The sequence below is a fragment of the Stenotrophomonas sp. Marseille-Q5258 genome (assembly GCF_946900935.1).
Lineage (GTDB): Bacteria > Pseudomonadota > Gammaproteobacteria > Xanthomonadales > Xanthomonadaceae > Stenotrophomonas > Stenotrophomonas nematodicola.
Genome location: NZ_CAMPPN010000009.1, coordinates 18901 through 38615 on the forward strand (window position 1 = coordinate 18901; position 19715 = coordinate 38615).

The 19715-nt window shown below is 68.0% G+C and carries 19 protein-coding genes; 8 read left to right on the top strand and 11 right to left on the bottom strand.

Going from position 1 to position 19715, the window contains the following annotated elements; translation table 11 throughout:
* Positions 1 to 11: 11 nt before the first annotated feature.
* The gene (locus OC534_RS06925) at positions 12 to 959 is read right to left on the bottom strand and encodes a DMT family transporter (protein ID WP_136004419.1); all 948 of its coding nucleotides are present in this window, start codon (positions 957 to 959) and stop codon (positions 12 to 14) included.
* A gap of 94 nt (positions 960 to 1053) precedes the next feature.
* On the opposite strand from OC534_RS06925, the gene OC534_RS06930 reads away from it, so the two are divergent.
* On the top strand, positions 1054 to 1713 hold the full coding sequence (locus tag OC534_RS06930; protein ID WP_262071597.1) for a Pr6Pr family membrane protein: 660 nt from the start codon (positions 1054 to 1056) through the stop codon (positions 1711 to 1713).
* On the opposite strand, the gene OC534_RS06935 is transcribed toward OC534_RS06930, so the two are convergent.
* Together OC534_RS06935 and OC534_RS06940 are read right to left on the bottom strand one after the other, a co-directional pair.
* A complete protein-coding gene (locus OC534_RS06935; RefSeq protein WP_262071598.1) occupies positions 1686 to 2504 on the bottom strand; it encodes a DUF72 domain-containing protein in 819 nt (272 codons plus the stop codon). The genes OC534_RS06930 and OC534_RS06935 overlap by 28 nt on opposite strands.
* Positions 2501 to 2941, bottom strand: a complete 441-nt coding sequence (locus tag OC534_RS06940; RefSeq protein ID WP_136004291.1) for a VOC family protein — start codon at positions 2939 to 2941, stop codon at positions 2501 to 2503. The genes OC534_RS06935 and OC534_RS06940 overlap by 4 nt, the downstream gene beginning before the upstream one ends.
* A gap of 131 nt (positions 2942 to 3072) precedes the next feature.
* On the opposite strand from OC534_RS06940, the gene OC534_RS06945 reads away from it, so the two are divergent.
* Together OC534_RS06945 and smrA are read left to right on the top strand one after the other, a co-directional pair.
* Complete coding sequence (locus OC534_RS06945) at positions 3073 to 4650, top strand: serine hydrolase (RefSeq protein WP_262071599.1); 1578 nt, start codon at positions 3073 to 3075, stop codon at positions 4648 to 4650.
* A gap of 88 nt (positions 4651 to 4738) precedes the next feature.
* Positions 4739 to 6571 (top strand): multidrug efflux ABC transporter SmrA, encoded by a 1833-nt coding sequence (smrA, locus tag OC534_RS06950; RefSeq protein WP_262071600.1) that lies wholly within the window; start codon positions 4739 to 4741, stop codon positions 6569 to 6571.
* Positions 6572 to 7311: 740 nt separating this feature from the next.
* Here the strand turns inward: smrA and OC534_RS06955 are convergent.
* A complete protein-coding gene (locus tag OC534_RS06955) occupies positions 7312 to 9123 on the bottom strand; it encodes a DUF885 domain-containing protein (RefSeq protein WP_262071601.1) in 1812 nt (603 codons plus the stop codon).
* A gap of 244 nt (positions 9124 to 9367) precedes the next feature.
* On the opposite strand from OC534_RS06955, the gene OC534_RS06960 reads away from it, so the two are divergent.
* Entirely contained in the window at positions 9368 to 10165 is a 798-nt protein-coding gene (locus OC534_RS06960) for a DUF4349 domain-containing protein (protein ID WP_026070698.1), read from the top strand.
* A gap of 43 nt (positions 10166 to 10208) precedes the next feature.
* Here OC534_RS06960 and OC534_RS06965 read toward each other — a convergent pair whose 3' ends face one another.
* On the bottom strand, positions 10209 to 10502 hold the full coding sequence (locus tag OC534_RS06965) for a hypothetical protein (protein ID WP_017355573.1): 294 nt from the start codon (positions 10500 to 10502) through the stop codon (positions 10209 to 10211).
* Positions 10503 to 10573: 71 nt separating this feature from the next.
* Complete coding sequence (locus OC534_RS06970; protein ID WP_262071602.1) at positions 10574 to 11515, bottom strand: LysR substrate-binding domain-containing protein; 942 nt, start codon at positions 11513 to 11515, stop codon at positions 10574 to 10576.
* A 161-nt stretch (positions 11516 to 11676) separates the two neighbouring features.
* Here OC534_RS06970 and OC534_RS06975 point away from each other — a divergent pair, with 161 nt between their 5' ends.
* Positions 11677 to 12558, top strand: a complete 882-nt coding sequence (locus OC534_RS06975) for a DMT family transporter (protein WP_136004281.1) — start codon at positions 11677 to 11679, stop codon at positions 12556 to 12558.
* A gap of 12 nt (positions 12559 to 12570) precedes the next feature.
* Here the strand turns inward: OC534_RS06975 and OC534_RS06980 are convergent, their stop codons facing one another.
* Positions 12571 to 13470 carry a peptidylprolyl isomerase gene (locus tag OC534_RS06980; RefSeq protein WP_017355576.1) on the bottom strand — a complete coding sequence of 300 codons (900 nt, stop codon included), beginning with the start codon at positions 13468 to 13470 and terminating at the stop codon, positions 12571 to 12573.
* A gap of 151 nt (positions 13471 to 13621) precedes the next feature.
* Here OC534_RS06980 and OC534_RS06985 point away from each other — a divergent pair, with 151 nt between their 5' ends.
* Positions 13622 to 13987: a PadR family transcriptional regulator gene (locus OC534_RS06985; protein WP_017355577.1), complete on the top strand. Its 366-nt coding sequence runs from the start codon at positions 13622 to 13624 to the stop codon at positions 13985 to 13987.
* Positions 13984 to 14994 carry a sensor domain-containing protein gene (locus OC534_RS06990; RefSeq protein WP_262071603.1) on the top strand — a complete coding sequence of 337 codons (1011 nt, stop codon included), beginning with the start codon at positions 13984 to 13986 and terminating at the stop codon, positions 14992 to 14994. The genes OC534_RS06985 and OC534_RS06990 overlap by 4 nt, the downstream gene beginning before the upstream one ends.
* A gap of 72 nt (positions 14995 to 15066) precedes the next feature.
* Here the strand turns inward: OC534_RS06990 and phaZ are convergent, their stop codons facing one another.
* Both phaZ and OC534_RS07000 read right to left on the bottom strand, forming a co-directional pair.
* Positions 15067 to 16386, bottom strand: coding sequence for a polyhydroxyalkanoate depolymerase (phaZ, locus tag OC534_RS06995; RefSeq protein ID WP_262071604.1), 1320 nt, complete (start codon positions 16384 to 16386; stop codon positions 15067 to 15069).
* A 97-nt stretch (positions 16387 to 16483) separates the two neighbouring features.
* Entirely contained in the window at positions 16484 to 17080 is a 597-nt protein-coding gene (locus OC534_RS07000) for a class I SAM-dependent methyltransferase (RefSeq protein WP_136004273.1), read from the bottom strand.
* 121 nt (positions 17081 to 17201) lie between these two features.
* Between OC534_RS07000 and OC534_RS07005 the strand changes: the two genes are divergently transcribed.
* Positions 17202 to 17651 (top strand): CopD family protein, encoded by a 450-nt coding sequence (locus OC534_RS07005; protein WP_136004271.1) that lies wholly within the window; start codon positions 17202 to 17204, stop codon positions 17649 to 17651.
* Between the two features lie 92 nt (positions 17652 to 17743).
* On the opposite strand, the gene OC534_RS07010 is transcribed toward OC534_RS07005, so the two are convergent.
* Both OC534_RS07010 and OC534_RS07015 read right to left on the bottom strand, forming a co-directional pair.
* Positions 17744 to 18703 carry an acetyl-CoA carboxylase carboxyltransferase subunit alpha gene (locus OC534_RS07010; protein ID WP_136004269.1) on the bottom strand — a complete coding sequence of 320 codons (960 nt, stop codon included), beginning with the start codon at positions 18701 to 18703 and terminating at the stop codon, positions 17744 to 17746.
* Between the two features lie 121 nt (positions 18704 to 18824).
* Positions 18825 to 19685: a hypothetical protein gene (locus OC534_RS07015; RefSeq protein ID WP_262071605.1), complete on the bottom strand. Its 861-nt coding sequence runs from the start codon at positions 19683 to 19685 to the stop codon at positions 18825 to 18827.
* Positions 19686 to 19715 lie beyond the last annotated feature (30 nt).

The following is a 19715-nucleotide window of genomic DNA, read 5'->3' on the forward strand; positions in this document are numbered from 1 at the left end:
CGCCGCGGCGATCAGTCGGCGATGTTGCGGGCTTCGGCCGTGCCCAGGAGCTCCGGATGCTGGACCGGCTTGCGGCGGTTCAGCAGCGGATGCAGGAACACGGCGCCGACGATGATCGCCACGCCAGCGTAGAACAGCGGTGTGAGTTCGCGCTGTTCACTGAGCAGCACCATCGCCAGCAGGATCGCGTAGACCGGCTCCAGATTGGTCACCAGCTGCACGGTATAGGCGCTGAGATGGCGCAGCGCCACCAGCGCCAGCGCGAACGGCAGCAGCGTGCACAGGCCGGCCAGGGCCAGCAGCAGCAGACCGTCGTGCAGGTTGGGGACCACCCACAACGGGCTGGCCAGCGCCGGCAGCAGGAACGGCAGCAGCGGCGCCAGCAGCGTCAGCGTCAGCGTGCCGGCGCCCAGCTCCAGGGCGGTGACCGTCAGCGGATCGGCATGGCTGACCAGACGCTTGTTGAGGGACCCGAACACCGCCACCAGCAAGGCCGACAATGCACCGATCAGCACGCCCAGGCGCATGCCGTGGGGCACGCCGCCGACCACCAGCGCCACGCCGGGCAGTACGGCAATACCGAACGCCAGTTCGCGCAGCTGGAAGGGACGTCTGGCCACCCAGGGCTCGATCACGGCAGTGAACACCGGGGCGAGCGCGATGCAGGTCGCCGCGACCGAGGCATTGGCCAGTTTCACCGCGCCGTAGAAGGTCAACCAATGCAGCGCGACCAGCGCGCCGACGCCGCAGTAGCCGGCAAACAGGGCCGGCGAGAGCTGGCGCAGGCCGCGCCAGACACGCGGGAGCAGCGCGAGCATGGCCACCACCAGCAGCATGCGCCACCACACCAGCGGCAGGGCGGGCAGGGTGATCAGCTTGCCGAGGATGGCGGTGACGCCCCACAACAGCACGCAGAAGTGGATTTGCAGCAGCGCTTTGCGGGTGTCGGTCATCGGCATCCGCATATTGTGCGGGAAGCGCGCGGTCATCGCGATCCTGCTGCAGCACCCCGCCGCCGCATGGCATCCTGCGCCAATGGAGACGCCCCACGCCTTGCTCCCCGTTCCGGCCCCGACCGGGGCCGCGCGCGCCTGGGCCGCGCTCACCGGTCTGGTCGCCGTCGCAGCGCTGGCCCTGCAGTACGGCCTGCTGCTGCAGACCGTTGGTGCCGAGGCCGGGAGTGGCCAGGCCACCCTGCGGCTGCTGGGCTACTTCACCATCCTCAGCAACATCGGGGTGGCGGCGGTGTGCCTGGCGCGGCTGCGTGGCAGCCGGAGCGGCCTGGCCGCGCCTGCCCCCAGCGCCGCGGTGGCGCTGTACATCGGCATCACCGGGCTGGTGTACGCGCTGGTGCTGCGCCCGCTCTGGCAACCGCAGGGCTGGCAGTGGTGGGCCGACATCGGCCTGCATACCGCCGTGCCGGTGCTGTATCTGCTGGGCTGGCTGGCCGGGCCGCATGTCGGCCTGCGCTGGCGCCAGCTGGGCGGCGCCCTGGTGTTCCCGGCGGTGTACCTGGGCTGGGCCCTGCTGGTCGGCCGCTGGAGTGGCCACTATCCCTATCCGTTCCTGGACCTGGGCCTGCTGGGTGGGGCCACGGTCGCGCGCAACGCGGCGGTGGTGGCAGCGGCGTTCATTGCCGTGGGGGCGCTGCTGTGGCGGCTGGATGCCCGCCTGGCACACCCCGCTCAGGGGGCGCCGACCCGCCGCAGCTGATCGCGCAGCGCCATCGCCGCGCCGGGATTGCGCTGTTTGGCCGCGCCGATGAACACCACATACACGTCGCGGGAGACAGCCGGCGGTGCATCGGCAACCACATGCGGCAGGTCGGGGTTGTCCTCGCCGCGCGCCCAGCGCATCGCGCGCAGGCACCACTGTTCCAGCGCACGTTCGGGGTAGCCGGCGCGCAGGTTGCCGCGCGCATGCATCAGCCGTGCATAGATGAAGTCGGCGGTGGGGTCGGCGAAGCTGGGATAGTCGGCCGAGCCGCTGTACACCAGGGCGGTGCCGTGCGCACGTGCGGTTGCGATCAGGGCCGGCGTCCACGCCGCCGGATTGCGCACCTCCAGCGCATGCTGCAGGCGAACGCCGTCGGCCTCGCGCGGAAGGCGCTGCAGGAACGCGTCGAACGCCTCCGCGTCGGCCGGATGGCTGTCGCCGAACTGCCAGACCAGCGGGCCCAGCCGGTCGCCCAACGCGGCGATGCCCTCGACGAAGGCATCCACGCGCGCCCCGACCGTGCCCAGGTCGTGGGTCTGGGTAATGGTGCGCGGTGCCTTGGCCGAAAACCGGAAGCCGGCCGGGGTCTGCTCACGCCACTGGGCGTACACCGCCGGCTTCTGTGCGCGGTAGAAGGTGCTGTTGATTTCGATGCATCCGAGTGCGCGGCTGGCATGCGCCAGTTCATCGCGCTGGGGCAGCCCGGGCGGATAGAACATGCCGCCGCGCCAGGCCGGAAACACCCAGCCGCCGATGCCGGTACGGATACGACCGGGCGGTGCGCTCATGCGCCGCCTGCGTGGGCCTGCCAGGGATCGTAACTGCCGAACCACCACAGGTAGCCTTCGGGATCGCGGCAGGCGTAGCCACGACCACCGTAGTCCTGGTCGGCGATCGCGATCACCACCTCGGCCCCGGCGGCAACCGCGCGCGCATGGTGCGCATCGGGGTCGGCCACGATCACGCAGGCGCTCTGGGTCTGGCGGCCGCCGACCTCGTCCGGCTGCACGCTGTGGCGTCCCCATGCGCTGCCGTTGTCCACCGAGCCCAGCATGATCATGCCGTGGCCGTAGACCAGCTGCGCGTGGTGGACGGTGTCGCCATCGGCATACACCGCCTGCGGTTCGAAGCCGAACGCGCGCTGCAGCCAGGCGATCGCCGCCCGGGCGTCGCGGTAGCGCAGGCACGGAATGATGGTGGAGACGGTATTGGCTGGCGCGGTCATGCAGGCTCTCCGGGGCGGGCCGCCTTCTGGCACAGGCGAGCGTGAAGGGGGCCGCGTTACCATCGTGCGAAACCGGCGACGGGCATCCTGTGGATCTCAACGCCCCCGCGACATGCAACTGGAGACACTGATTGAACACATCCTGGATCGGAGGCGTCGTGCTGCTGGCGTGCGCACCCCTGGCATCGGCGGCCGTGCCGGCCGAACTGCAGCGGCTGGACGCCACGGTCGAGCGCGTCCGCAGTGAATTCGATGTACCCGGCATCGCGGTGGCGGTGGTGAAGGACGGCAAGGTCGTCCTCGAACGTGGTTACGGTGTGCGCGAGCTGGGCAAGCCCGCGCCGGTGCAGGCCGACACGCTGTTCGCGATCGCATCCAACACCAAGGCCTTCACCGCTACCTCGCTGAACCTGCTCGCCGAGCAGGGCAGACTGAAGATGGACGACCGGGTGATCGACCACCTGCCCGGTTTCCGCATGTCCGATCCGTACGTGACCGGCGAGATGCGCATCCGCGACCTGCTCTCGCACCGCAGCGGGCTGAGCCTCGGCGCCGGCGACCTGCTGTTCTGGCCGACCACTACCTACACCAACCAGGAGGTGGTGCAGCGCCTGGCCAAGGTGCCGCTGAAGGCCGGATTCCGCGACCGCTACGCGTACGACAACATTCTCTACGCTGTGGCCCAGCAGGTGATCGAGCAGGTGTCCGGGCAGTCCTACGCGGACTTCCTGCAGCAGCACATTTTCACGCCGGTCGGCATGACCGGCACGCGCTACAACGCCGACCACCTGCAGCCGGGCGACAACGCGGCCGTGGGACACGCCAAATACGACTTCACCGCGCTGCGCACGGTTGCGCCGCTGACCTGGTCCAACAACGCCGGTGCCGGCGGCATCTACTCCAGCGTGCACGACATGGCGCGCTGGATGAATGTGCAGTTGGCCCACGGCACCCTGGAGAACGGCACCGCGCTGTTCAGCGCCAAGACCCAGAACGCGATGTGGCAGATGATCACCCCGCAGGTGGTGCCCGAGCCGAGCGTGCCGGAGCTGGCCGCGGCACGCCCGAACTTCGCCGGATACGGCGAAGGCTGGAGCCTGAGCGACTATCGGGGCCAGAAACTGGTGTGGCACACCGGCGGCTGGCCGGGCATGGTCTCGCGCGTGACCCTGGTGCCCGAACAGAACCTGGGCATCGTCGTGCTGACCAACCAGGAAGTCGGTGCGGCCTTCAACGCGATCACGATGGATGTGCTGGACGCCTACCTCGCGGCACCGACGACCGACTGGGTCGGCGCGTACGCGGCCGCGGTGGCCAAGGCGCAGGACAAGGCCGACGAGGGGTGGGCCCGGCACCAGGCCGCGCGCGATGCGAAGTCCCGCCCGTCACTGCCGCTGGCCGGCTACGCCGGTGGCTACCGCGATCCGTGGTACGGCGATGTGTTCGTGGAGCAGAAGGCCGGTACGCTGCGCCTGCGCTTCGGCAGGACCGCGCAGCTGGTTGGCACGATGGAGCCGTGGCAGCACGACACCTTCCTGGTGCACTGGGACGACCGTTCACTGAATGCCGATGCATTCATCACTTTCAGCCTGGACCCGGACGGCAAGGTCCGCGAGGCGCGCATGCAGGCGGTGTCGTCGCTGACCGATTTCAGTTTTGATTTCCAGGACCTGCTGCTGACGCCGATCGCCAACGACGCGAAGGGCTGAACCGCGCGTCCCGCGTGTGGCGCGGGTGAAAACAAAACGCAGGCCGCGGTGGGATAATCGCGGCCTGCTTCTTTTTGTGGGAAATGGAATGTTCCGCTGGTTCGAGTCGCTGATTCCGGTGTTCCCGCCGATCGATGGCCGCATGCCACCGCGCAAGGTGCTGCCGTTCTACGTCCATTACCTGCGGCCGGTATGGCCAGTACTGCTGGCCACGCTGATCGCCGGCCTGCTGCTGGCGCTGGTGGAAGTGGCCATGTTCGACTTCCTCGGCCGCATCGTGGACATGGTGGGCGAGCAGCCCGATCCCGGCTTCTTTGCCGCGCACGCCGACACGCTGCTGTGGATGGCCGGCATCACCCTGATCGCCCGCCCGATCCTGGTCGGCCTGCACAACCTGCTGGTCAACCAGGCGATCGTGCCGGGGCTGAGCAACCGCTCGCGCTGGCTGATGCACAACTACGTGGTGCGGCAGAGCCTGAGTTTCTTCCAGAACGATTTCGCCGGCAGCATGGCCAACCGGGTGATGCAGACCGGCACGTCGCTGCGCGAATCGGCGGTGCAGATGGTCGACTCGCTCTGGTACATCGTGGTCTACACCGGTACCGCGCTGTATCTGTTCGCGCAGGCCGACTGGCGGCTGATGATTCCGCTGGTGCTGTGGCTGGCCGCCTATGTGGCGATCATGTGGTACTTCGTGCCGCGCGCGAAGGAGCGCGCGTGGATCGCCTCTGAAGCGCGTTCCAAGGCGATGGGCCGTATCGTCGACGGCTACACCAACATCCCCACGCTCAAGCTGTTCGCCCACGGCGGCCGCGAGCAGGCATACGTGGCCGAGGCGATCGATGAGCTGGCGGTCAAGCACCGTCGCCAGACGCGGATCACCACGTCGATGGACCTGACCATCGCCATCGTCAACGGCTTCCTTATCGCCGGGACCTGCGGGCTGGCGTTGTGGCTCTGGAACGGCGGGCACATCACCGTGGGCGCGATCACGCTGGCGACAGGGCTGGTGATCCGCATCCACAACATGTCCGGCTGGATCATGTGGACCATCAACGGCATCTTCGAGGATATCGGGACGGTGCAGGATGGCATCACCACCATCGCCCAGCCGCTGACCGTGCAGGATCGTCCCGACGCGGTGCCGCTGGAGGTACGCGAAGGCGGGGTGCATTTCGACGACATCCATTTCCATTACGGCAAGACCGGCGGCGTGATCGCCGGTCTCGACCTGGTGGTGGCACCGGGCGAGAGGATCGGTCTGGTAGGCCCGTCCGGCGCGGGCAAGTCGACGCTGGTCAATGTGCTGCTGCGGCTGTACGACCTGGAAAGCGGATACATCCGGATCGATGGCCAGGACATCGCGGGGGTGACCCAGGAGAGCCTGCGCCGGCAGATCGGCGTGGTGACCCAGGACACGTCGCTGCTGCACCGTTCGATCCGCGACAACCTGCTGTACGGACGACCGGACGCGACCGAGGCGCAGCTGCGCGCGGCGGTGTCCAAGGCGCGCGCCGCAAGCTTCATCGAGACGCTGCGCGACGGCGAGGGCCGCACCGGCTACGACGCCCACGTGGGCGAGCGCGGGGTCAAACTGTCCGGCGGCCAGCGCCAGCGCATCGCGATCGCGCGGGTGCTGCTCAAGGACGCGCCGATCCTGGTGCTGGACGAGGCGACCTCCGCGCTGGATTCGGAAGTGGAGGCGGCCATCCAGGACAACCTGGACGAGCTGATGGCGGGCAAGACGGTGATCGCGATCGCCCATCGGCTGTCCACCATCGCGCGCATGGACCGGCTGGTGGTGATGGACCAGGGCCGGATCGTGGAGACCGGCACGCACGCTGAACTGGTCGCCGCCGGTGGCCTGTACGCACGGCTGTGGGCCCGCCAGACCGGCGGGTTCGTCGCGGCGGACGCGTGATCCTGATCCTGGTGAAGAAGAGGCATGAAGCCAGTGCTGGCTGCCCTGGTTCCCGGCGGGTGGCCGGCGGAGATGGGCATGCGGGACACGCCGTGAATACGTCCATGTAGGCTCGTAGAAAACATCCATGTTTTCTACGGTCCCGCATACCCATCTCCGCCAGCCACTGACAGCGGCCCGGTGCGTCATCGACAGGCGAACAGCATCGGCACTCGTTGCAGGCCGCGCACACGTGAACCTATCGGAGGAGGGCCGTCAGTCCTGTCCGGGACCGTAGAAAACATGGATGTTTTCTACGAGCCCCCAAGGATGGGTTCACGGCGTGTCCCGGACAGGGCTGACGGTCCTCCTCACGCAGGAACAAGCGAGGCGCTGCTCTGCTTCACAGAAGAACAACCGCAAACACAAACGGCCCGGTTCGTACCGGGCCGTTTGCCTTGCGTGCCGAACAGCGTCGGCAGTCGTTGCAGTCATTGCAGGCCGCACACGTGAACCTATCGGAGGAGGGTCGTCAGCCCTGTCCGGGACCGTAAAAAACATGGATGTTTTCTACGAGCCCCCAGGGATGGGTTCACGGCGTGTCCCGGACAGGGCTGACGGCCCTCCTCACACGGGAACAGAGAAGACGCTGCTCTGCTTCACAGAAGAAAACCGCAAACAGAAACGGCCCGGTTCGCACCGGGCCGTTTGGCTTGCGTGCCGACCGGCGGTCGGCACCCACCGATCACGCTGTCGACCGGTTACTCGATCGGCTGGTCCAGCATCAGCTGGCGCGCGAAGCGCACCGGCGGGGCGCCGTAGGACAGCATCTGGTCGTGGTAGGCCTTCAGGTTGAACTTGTCGCCCTGCTTCTCCTGCACCGCCTTGCGCGTGTCGAAGTGCTCCTGCGCGCCGACGAAGTAGGTCGGCAGCTGCGCCGAGGTCAACTGCGCGCGCACCCACTTGCCCGAGGCTTCGCTTTCCTGCTGGAACGCGTCGTGGGTCATCAGGTGCATGGCCTGCTCGCGGGTCCAGTTGTCCACGTGCACGCCTTGGTCCAGGATCGCGTTGGAAATGGTGCGCAGGTAGAACTTCAGCTGCACCAGATGGAACAGCGGGTCGTTGTCCAGGTAGCCCTGCTCCTGCATCATCCGCTCGGTGTACACCGCCCAGCCTTCGGCGAACAGGCCCGAACGCAGCACCGCGCGCAGGGTCGAGGGGAACTTGCCCGAGTGCCAGCCTTCCAGGTAATGGCCCGGCGTGCCTTCGTGAATGCTCAGCAGGTGGATCATGCGGCTGTTGTATTCGCGCAGGAACGAGTCCACCTGCGCGTCGCTCCAGTCGTCCGGAATCGGCGAGACCGCGTAGAACGTCTTCAGGTTCTTGTCCAGCGGACCCGGCGAATCGCAGTACGCCACCGCCACGCCGCGCTGGAACTCCGGCATCAGAATGATGTCCACCGGCGAGTCGGGCAACGTCATCAGGTCGTGTTTGCGCACGAACTCGGTGGACTGCGCCAGCGCGGCCTTGGCGTCGTCCACCACTTTGTCGCGCGCCGGCTTGTCGGCGTAGGCCAGTTCCAGCGCCGCCTCGATCGCCGCCTGCTGCTGCGCGTCGGTCGGGTTGGCCGGCAGCGCCGGCGCGCCGGCCGTGTCCTTGAGCACGGTCTGCGCGATGCCGTACATGTCCTGGCGCACGCGCTTGAGCTCGGCCCGCGCGCGCTCACCGATCTCCGCGCGCGACAGCGACGAATTCAGCGCGAACTTCAGCTTCTGGTCGTACAGATCCGCGCCGATGCGGAAGTCGCCCTTGGCGTTGGGCACCAGGGTCTTGTCCAGCCAGGTCTGCTGCTCGTCCACCGCCTTCTTCAGGCCTTCGATGGCAGCCTGCAGGCGCTTCTGGTCCTCGGCCGGCAGCTCGCCCATATGCGGCACGATGAACGAATCGACGATGCTGAGGATGCCGCGGTTCTGCTTGGCGACCGTCTCGGCATGGATCTTCGGCACGCGTGCCGGGTCCAGGTTATCACGCGCCTGGGCGAAGATCGCCGGCAGCTTTTCCATACGCGCGGTGGCGGACTTCAGCCGCTCCGGCAATGGCGCGAACTCGCGCGCCATCAGGCTGTAGATGGCACTGCCGGCCAGGCCGTTGTAGACCTGCGGGTCCCACCTGGACGACTGCAGCACCTCGGCGTTCCAGATATCCGACTGCAGCTGATTGCGCAGGATCGCCGCATCCACCTGGTTCTCGCGCGACAGCTTGCTCACGTCGATGCGGTCCAGGTCGGCGACCAGGCCCTTGTACGCGGTCAGCATCTTCTGCTGGCCAGCCGCGCTCAGATCGTCGATCTCGCTGTCGTAGCGATGGTCGCCGATCTGGGTGGCGCTGATCGGCGACAGCTGCATCCACGTATCGAGCGCGCGCTTGGACAGGTCGGCGAAGGCGGTGTCGACAGCGGCGTCACTGGCGCTGGCCGCGGCAGCCGGGGCGTCGTTGGCGGCCGGCGGAGCGTCGGCCTGCTGGCAGCCGCCGAGGGCGGCGACCAGGGCGAGGGCAAGGAGATGCTGGCGCATCGTGGATCCTGTACTGGGGACAATCCCCGAGGATAGGCCCGCCGGCGGTCTTTGTCCCCGTGCCATTGGATTACCATGATGCTTTCCGGCACCACCACACCTGCGGCACCGCCCCGTTCAGCGAGGGCATCGACCCGTGCAGCGGCCCGGCGATGGTGAAGGTGAATGCATGTTGCCTGCCCGGGGTCGACCTGGGCGGGCTCACGATCACGCGATTCGATGGAGCAAGCCAGTAATGAAACGGATGACGTGGCACCTTGCCGGTGCCCTTGCAGGGATGCTGCTGCTCACCGCGAGCGGCTGCAGCAAGACCGAGATGGCCGCCGACAGCGGTGGTGGCGCCGGCGCGGTGGCATCGCCCGAAGGCGCTGCACTGGCCTACGAGCATGATCTGGACATCCGCCTGGATGCCGCGCAGATCGGCCCGCGCGTCAAGCAGATCGCCGACGCCTGCCAGTCCGCCCGCTTCGGGGACTGCGCGGTGCTGCAGGTGGGCCAGCAGGGTGGCGAGTATCCAACCGGCTCGATCCGCGTGCGCATCGCGCCCAAGGGCGTGGAGCCGATCATCGGCCTGGCCGGGCAGGGCGGCGAGGTGTCCTCGCGCAACACCCATGCGGAGGATCTGGCGCAGCAGGTGGCCGATACAGCGCTGACCAAGGCCAGGCTGGAGAAGGAGCATGCGCGCCTGCTGGCCTATCAGGACAGCAGGACCATCACCACGGCCGATCTGCTGGTGGTGAGCCAGCGGCTGGCGGAGATCGAAGCGGGCGTCGAGCAGGCCAACAAGGATGCCGCGCAGCAGCGCCGACGGATCGACACGCAGCTGGTCACCCTGCAGTTCCATACCCCGTCAGGGCAGCGCAGCCGCAGCGAAATCGGCGAAGCGCTGCGCGAGTCCGGTGCGATTCTCACCGCCAGCGTCGCGTTCGTCATCCGCGCCGTGGCGGCGCTGCTGCCGGTGGCGGTGGTGCTGTCGGTATTCGTGTGGATCGGCCTGAAGCTGTGGCGTCGTCGTCAGCGCCGCCTGCAGGCGACGCACTGAGCAGAGCGCGGCGGAGCCGGTGTGAGCCGGCTCCGCGCGCAGATCAGCCTTCGTCGCGCTCGTACTCGACGAACACGTCCAGTTCCAGCGCCAGCTCCTGCACCGCATCGCGCACGCGCTGGGCCGTGTAGTCGTTGCCGACTTCCACTTCCAGTTCGTGGATACCCGGCCCGATGTCGTCGGACAGACCCGCCGAGCTGGAATCGTCGTCATCCATGTGCGGCATCAGATCGTCGGTTTCTTCCACATGTTCGATGCCCTCGATGCTCTGCAGCAGGTCGGTGATGGCACGCGCATCGTCTTCGCTGCCGGTGATTCGAAGTCGCAACAGGGCCATGAGTTCGCCTTGGGGGAAAGGGACTTCAGCCTAGCGGCGCGATGGACAAGAAGGGGTGACGACCGGGCGCGCTAGTCCGCGTCGGCAGGCAGGCCCAGCAGTTCGTCCGGCAGCGCCGGCACCGGTGTGCGTTCGTCCAGCGCCTCGCGCCGCAGCCAGTCCATGAACGCCAGCGCGGTCGGGCTGAGCGGGCGGTGTTCGGCATGGACCACGTAGTAGGCGTAGCGCGCCTTCAGCGCCGGGCCGGGCAGCCGCACCAGTTCATAGCGCTGCAGGTACGGCTGGGCGATGTGCTTGCGCGCCAGCACCGCGCCGATGCCGTAGACCGCCGCGCGCATCGCATCGGTGCTGTCGCTGAAGGTGTGCAGCGATGGCAGGTCCAGACCGCGCACCCCGGCCGCACGGAACCAGTCACGCCAGCCCTGCGGCGACATGTCGCTGATCAGCGGCAGGCTGGCGATCTGGGCCGGCTCGCGCAGTGCCGCGACTCCGGCCAGCGCCGGCGACGCGACCGGGCACAGTTCGTCGTCCATCAGGTGGTGCGCGCGCAGGCCTGGCCACTGGCCCAGCCCGTAGCGGATGCCCAGCTCCGGTCCGTTCTCGTCGAACCGCACCAGTTCGGTGCTGGTCTGCAGTTCGATGCGCATGCGCGGGTGCTGGCGGGTGAAACGCGGCAGCCGTGGCACCAGCCAGCAGTAGGACAGCGAGCGGATGGTGGTGATGCGCAGCGGCACGGTGTCCGCCTGCGGGTGCAGGTTGCCGGCTACCGCATTGAGGTCACTCAGCGCTGCGGCCGCCGCATCGGCCAGTTGCCGACCTTCCACGGTGAGCCGCACGCCGCGTGCGTGGCGCTGGAACAGCACCGTGCCGAGCAGGTCTTCCAGTTTGCGCACGTGATGGCTCACCGCACTGGCGGTGAGATGCAGCTCCTGGGCGGCGTGGGCGAAATTCTGGTGGCGCGCGGCGACCGCGAACACTCCCAGTGCGGGCAGCAGGGCAGGCCGGAGAATCATGGTCGAGACCCAAATCAGATTTGTGGCTTGCCCGGATACTACGCGCTTGTCGGCCTGTACCGGTAGGCGGATGCTGTGCGCCTGTCCCCCGGAGTCGATCCCATGCTGCCGTCCGCCATCCTTGTCCAGCCACGTATCTGCCTGTGGTCGGGGAGCCGGCCATGAGCGGCGCACCGCTGGCCAGCGGCGTGATCGAGCGCGACTGGCGAACCCCGCTCGAACTGACCGTGCTGGGCGCGATCTGGGGCTGTTCGTTCCTGTTCATGCGTGTGGCGGTGCCGTCGTTCGGGCCCTACGCCCTGGTGGAGGTGCGGCTGCTGCTGGGTGCGCTCGTGCTGCTGCCGTTCCTCTGGCAGGCACGCGCGCGGTTTCCGGCGCGGCGCTGGCTGTGGCTGGCCCCGATCGGCCTGATCAATTCGGCGATCCCGTTCGTGCTGTTCGCCTGGGCCGCACAACGGGCGCCGGCCGCGATCGGTGCGATCTGCAATGCAATGACGGTGCTGTTCGCCGCGCTGATCGCCTTCCTGTTCTTCGGCGAGAAGATCGGCATGCGCCGCGCGATCGCCCTGCTGGTCGGCTTCGCCGGTGTGGTGGTGCTGGCGACCGCCAAGGTGTCCGGCCTGAGCATCGGCGCGGCAGTGGTCGCTGGCGCCTTGGCCGCGCTGCTGTACGGGCTGGGCGTCAACCTGGTCAAGCGCCACATGACCGGCCTGCCGCCGGCGGCCTCGGCCGGTGCCACGCTGGGCTGCGCGGCGATCCTGCTGCTGCCGATGGCACTCACCCATTGGCCCTCCGCCCCGATTCCGGTGCTGGCCTGGGCCTGCGCGATCGCCCTCGGCGTGGTCTGCACCGGCCTGGCGTTCCTGATGTTCTATCGCCTCATCGCACGCATCGGCCCGGCGCGTGCGTCCACAGTGACCTACCTTGTACCGATGTTCGGGGCGCTGTTTGCGTGGCTGTTCCTGGGCGAGCCGGTGACCTGGGCGATGGTGGTCGCCGGCGCATTGATCCTCGGCAGCGTGGCAGCCTCGCAGAAGCGATAGGCGACGCCGCCGTTACCGCACCGGCACCGGAATGTTGCACAGGTCGATGTGGCCGGCCGGCCGCTTGTAGAAGTCGTCCACCCGGTTGCGGCGCGCCTCGACCGTATCGGCGAACGTCTTCGAATCGGTGCGCAGCACCTGCAGCGCCGGCCGTTCCGCCGCCGGCACATCGCTGGCGCGCTGGATCGAGCGGATCGGTGTGCGCTGCGCGGCATCGGCGTAGAACCCCATCGGCGCCGGCCCGCGCGGCAGGGCGCTGAGCAGTTCCATGCCCTGCAGTACGCGGCCCACCAGCGTGATGTTGCGGTCCAGCTGACGCGGCGACTGCCCGGTCACCACGTACAGTTCCGCCCCGATGCTGCTGTCTTCCTCGTTGCTGCGGCCGGCGCCGAGCGCTCCGTAGCAGTGCGCCAGCCAGGTCTTGCCGTCCTGCGCGTCCTGACCCACCGCGAAGCCATCGACGAAACCGGTGCGGTCGGCCCAGCCGTCACGATCGGGCAGCACGGTCACCTTCAGGCCCTTGCTGTCGCGCTGGAACTCGGCCGGCAGCCTGCGCTTGGCCGACCCCAGCGGTTTCGCTTTGGCCGCCTCGTCGGCATCGGCATCGCCGAACTGCACCACGAAATTGTCCTGTGCCCGGTAGATGCTCTCGCCGTCCCAGAAGTGCTCACGGGCGAGGGTCTGGATATTGGCGACATGCGCCGGCGCGAACGCCGGTGCCAGTTCGATGATGACCCGGCCGCCGTCCAGGTTCATGTACAGCAGGTTGGCCGGGTCCGGGGTGCGCCAGTCGCTGTCCGGCGAGGCCGCCAGGATCTGCTGCGGGCTGCGGTAGGGCGAGGCCGCCGACGCAATGAAAGGCAGCGCGCAGGCCAGGGCGAAGGCGAGCAGGGCAGGACGACGTGGCGACATGGCGGACCCGTTCAGAAAGTGTCGGCCGATTGTGCGCGAAGCGCGCCCATCGCCGCCAGCGGCGCCCCTGACGCCAGGCACGGTGACTAACGGCACGTTCGCTATAACTCACTTCGCACTAGTGTTGACTCCACGCTAGTTGGAGACAGCCATGAGCGATCTCGATGCCCCGCTGAAGAAGTTCCAGAAAGAGCTCAGTGCCGGCACGGTGTCGCTGGCGTTGCTGGCGGTGCTGGCCAAGGCCGGCGAGCCGCTCTACGGCTACCTCATCGCCAAGGAGCTGGAACGGGTGGGCGAGGGGGTACTGAGCGGCAAGCAGAGCGCGCTGTATCCCGTCCTGCGCAACCTGGAAGGGGCCGGGTTGCTGGAAAGCCATGTCGAACCGTCGATGGCCGGTCCGCCGCGACGCTACTACCGCATCAATGAACGTGGCCACCAGGTACTGGAGCAGTGGATCCAGGCCTGGCGCGCCACCCGCGATTCCGTCGATTCCGTGTTGGAGGGGGTACTGCAATGAACGACCCGACCACGGCAGGCAGCAGCCTGCCCACCACCATCCCGCAGTACCTGGCGCAACTGCGTGGCGCGCTGCACGATGCCGATCCGGCGATGGTGCAGGACGCGCTGTACGACGCCGAGGAGTACCTGCGCTCGGAGCTGGCTGCCCAGCCGGGCCGCAGCGAGGCCGAGGTCATCGCCGACGTGGCCGGCAGCTACGGTGCGCCGGACGAAGTGGCCGAGATCTACCGGGAAACCGAGATCACCGTGAACCGCGCGCTGCGCACGCCCAGTGCCGGTGCGGGGCCGGTGCGGCGGGCCCCGGTGGTTGCGGTGGGGGTCGCCGCCGGTGTGGCGGGTGATACGGCCGCGACGGCCGTGCCGCCGCCGCACGCACCGGCCAAGCCGCGCTCGCTGCTGGCGCGCTTCTTCGGCGTGGCGCTGGACGCGCGTACTTACGGCGCCCTGTTCTACATGCTGCTGTCGCTGGCGACCGGCATCTTCTTCTTTACGTGGGTGATCACCGGGTTGTCACTGTCGCTGGGCTTGCTGATCCTGATCATCGGCATTCCGCTCACGGTGCTGTTCTTCGGCTCGGTGCGCGGGTTGTCGCTGCTGGAAGGCCGGCTGGTGGAAGCCCTGCTCGGCGAGCGCATGCCACGGCGGCCGACCTATTCCGACCGCAGCCGCAGCTGGCTGCAGCGGATCGGCGACATGTTCACCGACGGCCGCACCTGGCTGACCCTGCTGTACTTCGTCCTGATGCTGCCGCTGGGCATCCTCTACTTCACCATCGCCATCACCCTGCTGTCGGTGTCGTTGGGCTTCATCTGGGCGCCGGTGGCGGCGCTGTTCACCGGTGCGCTGCCGGGCATCTACATTGATGGCGACCAGATGCTGTCGATCTGGGCCACGCCGCTGCTGGCCGTGGTCGGCATCCTGCTGCTGTTCCTGACCATGCACCTGGCGCGCGGTATCGGCCATCTGCACGGCCAGCTCGCCAAGCACCTGCTGGTCCGCCTGTAACCGCGGCGCCGGCCGCTGGCCGGCGCCAGACGGCGACAGAACGGAGCCGGCCCGCCGCCGGCTCCGTCCGCGTCACCCCGCCTTCTTTCGGATCGGAGTGACGTTGCTGGCGGCCTTGGCCGTCTTCTTCGGCTTGGCGCCGGCGGCCTGCGCGTTGGCAGCGGCGAAGAAATCGCGCACTTTCGGGTACACCGTCTCGCGCCAGCGGCGGCCGCTGAAGATGCCGTAATGGCCTGCGCCTTCGACGATGAAGTGTTCGCGGCGCCCGGCCGGGATGCCGGTGCACAGCGCCTGCGCCGCTTCGGTCTGGCCGAGGCCGGCGATATCGTCCAGCTCGCCCTCGATGCTCAGCAGCGCGGTACCGGTGATCGCGGCGGGGTCCACGCGCTCACCGTGCACGTACCACTCGCCGCGCGGCAGCAGGAACTCCTGGAACACCACGCGGATCGTATCGAGGTAGTACTTGGCCGGCATGTCCAGCACGGCGTTGTACTCGTCGTAGAAGCGGCGGTGCGCGTCGGCATCCTCCATGTCGCCCTTGACCAGGTCGGCATAGAAATCCCAGTGTGAACTGAAGTGGCGGCTCGGGTTCATCGACAGGAACCCGGCATGCTGCAGGAAGCCCGGATACACACGGCGGCCGGCACCGGGGTAGGTGGCCGGTACGGTGTGGATGACGTTGTTCTCGAACCACGACAGCGGGTTCTGCGTGGCCAGGTTGTTCACCGCGGTGGGGCTGCAGCGTGCATCGATCGGGCCGCCCATCATCACCAGCGAACGCGGGGTGGGTTCGCCACGGCTGGCCATCAGGGAGACCGCCGCCAGCACCGGTACGGTCGGCTGGCACACGCTCACCACGTGCAGCGTGTCACCGCCCAGATGGCGGATGAACTCCTGCACGTAGGCGATGTAGTCCTCCAGCCCGAACTCGCCTTCGCTGCCGGGCACCATGCGCGCGTCCACCCAGTCGGTGACATACACGCGGTGGTCGCGCAGCAGCGTGCGCACGGTGTCGCGCAGCAGCGTGGCGTGGTGGCCGGACAGCGGCGCCACCACCAGCACGAACGGCTGGTTGAGCATGGTGTTGAGCTGGTCCGCTTCGTTGCTGTGGCGCTTGAAGCGCAGCAGCTTGCAGAACGGCTTGCTGATTTCTTCGTGGACCACGATCGGCACGCGCTCGCCATCGACGTCGATTTCGTTGATGCCCCATTCGGGCTTCTCGTAATCCTTGCCGATGCGATGGAACAGCTCGTTCACCGCCGCCAGACGATCGGCGCCCGGCATCTGCGACCACCAGTGTCCCTGATTGGCGAAGAACTTCGCGTTGGCCTGGGCCTGGTGCACCCAGGGGGCGAGCATGTTGCGGGTCAATTCATGCAGCTGATAAAGCATGACGTCCGAATATGTATGGTCTTATGTTGCCGCGCAGCATAGCGCACCCGTCGGCCGGGTGCGTTAATGCGGGGGAGCGTCTCATTTGACGCTGCGATCAGGGCGCTGCGCGTTCCAGCGCCGCCGCGTGGCCGGCCAGTGCCGGTGAGAGCCAGCAGTGCGACCCGAGCGCGGTGAAGCCGACCGTCCTGAGCTGGCTTCGGTACCAGCGCGCCGGGCGTGGCTGGAAGCCCTCGTGGTCGCCCTCGAACGCATCATCGGCGCTGAACGCCTCCAGGAACGCGATGCCGCCGGTCAGCTCGGCAAACCCGGCCAGCGCGGGGCGCAGTTCGCGGCTGGGCACGTAATGCATCACGTCCGAGCACACCAGCAGGTCCACCGGCGCACACGGGCGCAGCCAGGCGAAGTCACCCACCCGGGCCAGGTGCAGATTGCGGCTGCGCCCGTAGCGGTGCACGGCGTATTCGCTGCTGTCGAAGCCGAGGTACTGCACGCGCGGACGCAGCTTGAGCAGCGGCGCGCGCCAGGCGCCCTCGCCGCAGCCGATGTCCAGCACGCTGCGGATCGGGCGTTCCAGGTAGTACTCGGCGCTGGCCACGGCCAGGGCCACTTTGCGCGCCAGGCGCGCGGGGCCGCCGGTCTGGTCGGGTTGGTACCAGCGCTGGAAATAGGCCTGGTCGTAGATCTTGTGCATGAAAGAGGCGGGCAACAGAAGAAACGGACGCCATCGTACTGCGTCAAACCGTCGCGCATGCGCGGCCGGGGTGAATCGGTGAAAATGGGTCACTTTCTGCGCCAGCCGATGGAGCGAGCACATGTATCTCTGGGTCAAGACCTTCCATCTGCTGTTCGTGGTGGCGTGGATGGCGGCGGTGTTCTACCTGCCGCGCATCCTGGTCAACATCAGTGAGACCGCCGGCCAGCTGCCGGTGACCGAGCGCCTGCAGTTGATGGGCCTGCGCCTGTACCGGTTCGGCCACATGATGTTCGGCCTCGCGCTGCTGCTGGGCCTGGTGCTCTGGCTGGGCTACAGGGTGATTCCGGATTTCCCGACGATGGCGCCGCCCGGCGCGTCCGGCTGGCTGCATGCCAAGCTGGGGCTGGTGGTGCTGCTGCTGGGCTACTACACGTGGACCGGGCGACTGCTGAAGGCATCGGTGAAGGGCAGGGAGTTGCCGTCCTCGCGCGCGCTGCGCTGGTTCAACGAGCTGCCGCTGGTGCTGTTCATCGCGGTGGTGTGGCTGGTGCTGGCCAAGCCGTTCTGAACCGGCCAGCGCATCGGCCCGCGTGCCGGTGCGCTGCATGAAAAAAGCCGGACGCCTGCGCGCCCGGCTTTTTTTGCGTTCCTTGCCGCCGATCAGGCCGCTTCGTACGCGCCGTAACTGCGCAGGCGCTCGTAGCGCTTCTGCAGCAGGTCGCCGGTGGAGAGCCTCTCCAGCTGATCCAGCTCGTTGAGCAGCACGGCCTTAAGGCGCCTGGCCATCTGGGTCGGGTTGCGGTGGGCGCCGCCGGTGGGCTCGCGCACCACCTTGTCGACCAGGCCCAGGCCCTTCAGGCGCGAGGCGGTCAGGCCGAGCTGTTCGGCGGCGTCCTTGGCCTTGCCGGCGTCCTTCCACAGGATCGAGGCACACCCTTCCGGGCTGATCGTGGAGTACACGCTGTACTCCAGCATCACGGTGCGGTCACCGACACCCAGCGCCAGCGCGCCACCGGAGCCGCCTTCACCGATCACGGTGCAGATCACCGGGACCTTCAGTTCAGCCATTTCCATCAGGTTGCGGGCGATCGCCTCGGACTGGCCGCGCGATTCGGCATCGATGCCCGGCCAGGCGCCGGCGGTATCGATCAGAGTCAGTACCGGCAGGCCGAAACGCTCGGCCATCTTCATCAGGCGCAGGGCCTTGCGGTAGCCCTCCGGCTTGGGCATGCCGAAGTTGCGCTTGATCTTTTCCTTGGTGTCGCGGCCTTTCTGGTGCCCGATCAGCATCACCGAACGCCCACCGATGCGGGCCAGGCCGCCGATGATGGCCTTGTCGTCGGCGAAGGCGCGGTCGCCGGCCAGCTCCTGGAACTCATCGCAGATGATGCGGATGTAGTCGGCGGTGTAGGGGCGCGAGGGGTGACGGGCCAGCTGCAGGATCTGCCACGAGGTCAGATTGCGGAAGATCTGCGCGGTGCGCACCCGCAGCTTGTCCTGCAGGGCGTGCACTTCGGCCTCGACATTGACCGCAGGACCGGCGCTGGCGCTGCGCAGTTCCTGGATCTTCGCTTCCAGATCAGCGATGGGTTGCTCGAAGTCGAGGTAGTTCGGATTCATCGGAAGCCGTCGTGAAGAAAAGAGGGAAAGTGTAGCCGAATGCGCCGAAAAGCCCCGTACGCCGTCGTCTGGAAAGGCGACGGTAGCGCAGCGGGGCGGGGCGCGCCAGCCGTGGCCGGTCTCAGGGAACGACCAGCGCGGCGCTGCCCATCAGTCGGCTGCGGGTCTCCACGAAGGTGTTGTACGCCTCATGGGCCTCCACCGGCAGGGCGGACCCCAGCGAGGCGGTCGCGGCGGTGAAGGCCATCTGCGCCTGGTGGGCCTCCTGCTGCAGCTGCAGCTGGGCATCGGCGGTGGTGGCGTGCAGGTAGCGTGCGTACAGCTCGCGGAGCGGGCCGGCATGGGCCTCGAAGACCGGGTCCAGCGGCGGCAGGGCGGCCGGTGCGGCTTCCGGCGCGTAATGCGGCGCGACGTAGCCGGCGGGCTGCGCGCGCAGGTAGGCACCGGACGGGTCCACGTAGGCGATGAAGTCCGGGGCGGTGAAGATCTTGGTGTTGATGCGGCCACCGCTCTCGTCCACGTGGGCCACGGTCTGCACGTCCGGGAAGGGCTCGCGCACGTCGAAGGTCCAGGTCCTGTCGATGAACAGGTCGTGGGTCTTCTGGTAGGGGCCCTCGAAGGGGACGCCGCCCAGCTCGATGCGGTGGTCGATGCGGCCGAAGTTGGCGAGCTTGCTTTCGCCGGTGACGTAGACCTCCTGCGCGATCACGTACTCGGCCAAGGTGGGGTTGATCAGTCCGCCCTTGCCGCGTGCGTACACGATGAAGCGCACATCGCCCAGCGGCGCGCTCTGCAGGTGATGCTCGCCGGGCGTGAGGTTGACCGGGCGGGAGGCGTGCGCGGCGATCGGCAGTTCGTTGCCGTCGATGCGCACGATCAGCGGGGTATCGCGCGGGTTGTCGATCACGAAGGTCTGGGCGGGACTGGAACAGCCGGCGATGGCAACGGCTGCACACAGCAGCACGGTGAAACGTTTGATCAAAACAAGGTACCTGTAGTGCGGATGGAGCGG

Coding starts and splice junctions, on each gene's coding strand:
- OC534_RS06975 (WP_136004281.1), top strand. CDS start 11,677: ATGAGCGGCGCACCGCTGGCCAGCGGCGTGATCGAGCGCGACTGGCGA.
- OC534_RS06980 (WP_017355576.1), bottom strand. CDS start 13,470: ATGTCGCCACGTCGTCCTGCCCTGCTCGCCTTCGCCCTGGCCTGCGCG.
- OC534_RS06985 (WP_017355577.1), top strand. CDS start 13,622: ATGAGCGATCTCGATGCCCCGCTGAAGAAGTTCCAGAAAGAGCTCAGT.
- OC534_RS06990 (WP_262071603.1), top strand. CDS start 13,984: ATGAACGACCCGACCACGGCAGGCAGCAGCCTGCCCACCACCATCCCG.
- phaZ (WP_262071604.1), bottom strand. CDS start 16,386: ATGCTTTATCAGCTGCATGAATTGACCCGCAACATGCTCGCCCCCTGG.
- OC534_RS06925 (WP_136004419.1), bottom strand. CDS start 959: ATGCCGATGACCGACACCCGCAAAGCGCTGCTGCAAATCCACTTCTGC.
- OC534_RS07010 (WP_136004269.1), bottom strand. CDS start 18,703: ATGAATCCGAACTACCTCGACTTCGAGCAACCCATCGCTGATCTGGAA.
- OC534_RS06965 (WP_017355573.1), bottom strand. CDS start 10,502: ATGGCCCTGTTGCGACTTCGAATCACCGGCAGCGAAGACGATGCGCGT.
- OC534_RS07005 (WP_136004271.1), top strand. CDS start 17,202: ATGTATCTCTGGGTCAAGACCTTCCATCTGCTGTTCGTGGTGGCGTGG.
- OC534_RS06935 (WP_262071598.1), bottom strand. CDS start 2,504: ATGAGCGCACCGCCCGGTCGTATCCGTACCGGCATCGGCGGCTGGGTG.
- OC534_RS07000 (WP_136004273.1), bottom strand. CDS start 17,080: ATGCACAAGATCTACGACCAGGCCTATTTCCAGCGCTGGTACCAACCC.
- OC534_RS06955 (WP_262071601.1), bottom strand. CDS start 9,123: ATGCGCCAGCATCTCCTTGCCCTCGCCCTGGTCGCCGCCCTCGGCGGC.
- smrA (WP_262071600.1), top strand. CDS start 4,739: ATGTTCCGCTGGTTCGAGTCGCTGATTCCGGTGTTCCCGCCGATCGAT.
- OC534_RS06970 (WP_262071602.1), bottom strand. CDS start 11,515: ATGATTCTCCGGCCTGCCCTGCTGCCCGCACTGGGAGTGTTCGCGGTC.
- OC534_RS06960 (WP_026070698.1), top strand. CDS start 9,368: ATGACGTGGCACCTTGCCGGTGCCCTTGCAGGGATGCTGCTGCTCACC.
- OC534_RS06940 (WP_136004291.1), bottom strand. CDS start 2,941: ATGACCGCGCCAGCCAATACCGTCTCCACCATCATTCCGTGCCTGCGC.